This window comes from Actinoalloteichus spitiensis RMV-1378 (assembly GCF_000239155.1).
Taxonomy (GTDB): domain Bacteria; phylum Actinomycetota; class Actinomycetes; order Mycobacteriales; family Pseudonocardiaceae; genus Actinoalloteichus_B; species Actinoalloteichus_B spitiensis.
In genome coordinates this window covers 1-3,641 of sequence record NZ_AGVX02000479.1, presented here as the reverse complement: position 1 = coordinate 3,641, position 3,641 = coordinate 1, and the positions used below count along the sequence as shown (strand labels likewise).

At 72.3% G+C, this 3,641-nt stretch carries 2 protein-coding genes and 1 pseudogene; 2 read left to right on the top strand and 1 reads right to left on the bottom strand.

Going from position 1 to position 3,641, the window contains the following annotated elements; all coding sequences use genetic code 11:
- Window positions 1-508, bottom strand: a pseudogene (locus tag ACTIDRAF_RS29970) (hypothetical protein); the annotation flags it as partial.
- A 170-nt stretch (window positions 509-678) separates the two neighbouring features.
- Here ACTIDRAF_RS29970 and metG point away from each other — a divergent pair.
- Entirely contained in the window at window positions 679-2,469 is a 1,791-nt protein-coding gene (metG, locus tag ACTIDRAF_RS0219695) for a methionine--tRNA ligase (protein ID WP_016700440.1), read from the top strand.
- A gap of 109 nt (window positions 2,470-2,578) precedes the next feature.
- Complete coding sequence (locus tag ACTIDRAF_RS0219690; RefSeq protein WP_016700439.1) at window positions 2,579-3,433, top strand: TatD family hydrolase; 855 nt, start codon at window positions 2,579-2,581, stop codon at window positions 3,431-3,433.
- The last annotated feature ends 208 nt before the right edge of the window (window positions 3,434-3,641 follow it).

Sequence of the window (3,641 nt, the reverse complement as noted above, 5' to 3'; positions counted from 1 at the left end):
GAGCTCCCGCCCCGGGACGGGCGCCGTCGTCGCGCGCGGGGCACCCACCGGCCCGGACCGCCTCGGCCAACTCGGCGGCCAGCCGCACCGGCTCCTGCCCACCCGCCGGGACCAGCGCCTCGAACCACCAGGTCCCGTGCCGGTCGAGGCGCAGCACGTGGTCGGCGTACCCCCACACAGCGGCCGGCATCCGCCGGGCCCGGTCCCAGCCGCCCGGGTCGGTGAGGCCGTAGCCCAGGTACCCGAACCAGCCTCCCCCCACCACCCCGGCGGGGAGTCCCGGGTCGCTGACCACCGGCCCGGAGGCCGGGCGGTGGAACGCCTCGGCCGGCGGCACCGGCTCCAGCCGCACCGACGGGGCGATCACCGCTGCCGAGCCGAACCAGTCCCCGCTCAGAGCGGCGGGCCCCGGCGTCCCGCGCCGCGCGGCCCGCGCGCCGAGCACGGTGAGCACCTCGCCGGGAGTCGTTCCTCCCGGTACGTCCCAACGCCACGCCACCGTTCGCACGACGGCCCATCCAACCCGGCGGGCGCACCGGAACCACGGCGGGGTGGCCGGGAAGACGCCCCGGGCGGCGAACCCGCCGCCGTTCCGGTGGTACCGGCCGGCCGCCACGGCGGGCCGATCCGCCCGGCACCGGTGGGGAAGGGGTCCTCGCACGTCCGTAGGCTGAACGCATGAGTGCCCCCGTTCTGACCGCGGTGGCCTGGCCCTATGCCAACGGCCCCCGCCACATCGGTCACGTCTCCGGCTTCGGTGTCCCCTCCGACGTCTTCTCCCGCTACCAGCGAATGGCCGGGAACCGGGTGCTCATGGTCTCCGGCACGGACGAACACGGCACGCCGATCCTGGTTCAGGCGGACAAGGAGGGCCTGACCCCCCGCCAGACGGCCGACAAGTACAGCCGGATGATCGCCGAGGACCTGCGCGGCCTGGGCATGTCGTACGACCTGTTCACCCGCACGACCACCGGCAACCACTACCAGGTGGTGCAGGAGATCTTCCTGGCGCTGCACCGCAACGGCTACGTGACCGCGCGCACCACGACCGGCGCGGTCAGCCCCTCCACGGGCCGGACGCTGCCCGACCGCTACATCGAGGGCACCTGCCCGATCTGCGGGTACGACGGCGCGCGCGGCGACCAGTGCGACAACTGCGGCAACCAGCTGGACGCGGCCGAACTGGTCAACCCCCGGTCCAGGATCAACGGGGAGAAGCCCGAGTTCGTCGAGACCGAGCACCTCTTCCTCGACCTCCCGGCGTTCACCGAGACCCTCGGGAAGTGGCTGACCACCAGGACGGACTGGCGGCCCAACGTCCTGAACTTCACCAGGAACCTGGTCGACGACATGCGGCCCCGGCCGATCACCCGCGACCTGGACTGGGGTGTCCCGGTGCCGCTCGACGGCTGGCGGGACCAGCCCCTGAAGCGGTTCTACGTGTGGTTCGACGCGGTCATCGGCTACTTCTCGGCCAGCGTCGAGTGGGCCCGCCGGTCCGGGGACCCGGACGCGTGGAAGGCCTGGTGGACCGACCCGAAGGCCCAGGGCCACTACTTCATGGGCAAGGACAACATCACCTTCCACGCCCAGATCTGGCCGGCGTTGCTGCTGGGCCACAACGGCGCGGGGGACAAGGGGGGCGCGCCCGGTGCCTTCGGTGAGCTGAACCTGCCGGACGACATCGTCTCCAGCGAGTTCCTCACCATGAGCGGCTCGAAGTTCTCCACCTCTCGCGGCACGGTCATCTACGTCAACGACTTCCTGCGCGAGTTCGGCCCGGACACCCTCCGCTACTTCATCTCGGTCGCCGGCCCCGAGACCCAGGACACCGACTTCACCTGGGAGGAGTTCGTCCGGCGGACCAACTTCGAGCTGGCGAACGAGTGGGGGAACCTGGTCAACCGCTCGGTGGCGATGGCGGCGAAGAACGTGGGCGCCGTCCCGGCCCCGGTGGCTCCCACCGCTGAGGACGAACAGCTCAAGTCGCTGGCCAGGGGTGCGTTCGACGTCGTCGGCGGCCACCTCGCCCGGTCCCGGTTCCGAGCGGCGGCCACCGAGGCGATGCGGGTGGTCAGCGCGGCCAACAAGTACCTCTCCGACCAGGAGCCGTGGAAGCGCAAGGACGACCCGGAACGCAGGGACACCATCCTGCACACCGCGCTCCAGGTGGTCTCGGACGCCAACACCCTGCTGACCCCCTTCCTGCCGCACTCCGCGCAGCGGGTGCACGAGCTGCTCGGCGGCAGCGGTGTGTGGGCGGCCCAGCCCGAGCTGCGGGACGTCGAGGACCTCGACGTGCCCGGCCGGGAGTACCCGATCCTGACCGGGGACTACGCGGCGGAACAGGCCAGTTGGGAGTCCCGGGAGATCCAGCCGGGAACGCCGCTGAGCAAGCCGAGCCCGCTGTTCTCCAAGCTCGACCCGGCGCTGGGGGAGACCGGCCCGGAATGGGCTCCGATCTCCTAGGGAACGGAGCGCGAGGTACGACGAGGCGGGGCGGCGGCGACGGCACCGTCCCGCCTCCGCCGTGCCCACCTCGGCCCGTGCCCCGCCGCACCGTGGAAAGGACTCCGCCGTGAGTGACCGTCGTCAGCCACCGCCGATCCCGGAACGCCTCGCCGTGGACACGGTCGACGCGCACACCCACCTGGACGCGTGCGGGGCCCGAACGGCGTCCGAGGTGGCCGGGGTGGTCGACCGGGCCGCCGCCGCCGGCATCACCCGGGTGGTCACGGTCGCCGACGACCTCGACTCGGCCCGGTGGGCGGTGCGGGCCGCGCACTGGGACCGCCGCGTGTTCGCCGCCGTCGCCCTGCACCCCACCCGCACCGCCGAGTTCCCCGAGCCGGTTCGTGAGGAGCTCGCCGCGCTCGCCGCCGACCCGAGGGTCGTCGCGGTGGGGGAGACCGGGTTGGACTACTACTGGGACTACTCGCCGCCCGCCGCGCAGCGGGAGGCGTTCCGCTGGCACGTGGCGCTGGCCAAGAGCGTCGGCAAGCCGTTGATGATCCACGACCGGGAGGCGCACGAGGACATCCTGCGGGTCCTGGAGGAGGAAGGGCCGCCCGAGCACGTGGTGTTCCACTGCTTCTCCGGCGATGAGGACTTCGCGCGGCGGTGCGTCGAGGCCGGCTACGTGCTGTCCTTCGCCGGCACGGTCTCCTTCCGCAACGCACGCGACCTGCACGCGGCCGCCAGGGTGGTGCCCGAGGACCAGCTGTTGGTGGAGACGGACGCCCCGTTCCTCACGCCACACCCGTTCCGGGGACGCCCGAACGAGCCCTACTGCGCCGCCTACACGGTGCGGGAGCTGGCGCGACTACGGGGAGTGGCGGAAGAGGTGGTCGCGGCGGCCGCGAACCGGACGGCGGACCGGATCTTCGGGTTGAAATCGGTCACTGAACCAGCGCCCATTAGTGCGAACGAGTGAATTTCAGGGTGATCGCGAGCACAGCCCAGGTTGATCTCTTGGCCGCCACGCCGAATGCCGTTACGGTCCCGAGATCGTAAGCCGGGATGGGGACACCGAGGTGGCTCCGCCGACGTGCGCGGTGCGCGCCTACCAGGCGTCACCAGCCGCCCCGCTCCGCGCGACACCCGCGGCGGGCGGAGGACACCCGCCACGTCGCGGAACAACC

Bases quoted from the DNA above. Each gene is read 5' to 3' on its own strand.
- metG (WP_016700440.1), top strand. From the start codon at position 679: ATGAGTGCCCCCGTTCTGACCGCGGTGGCCTGGCCCTATGCCAACGGC.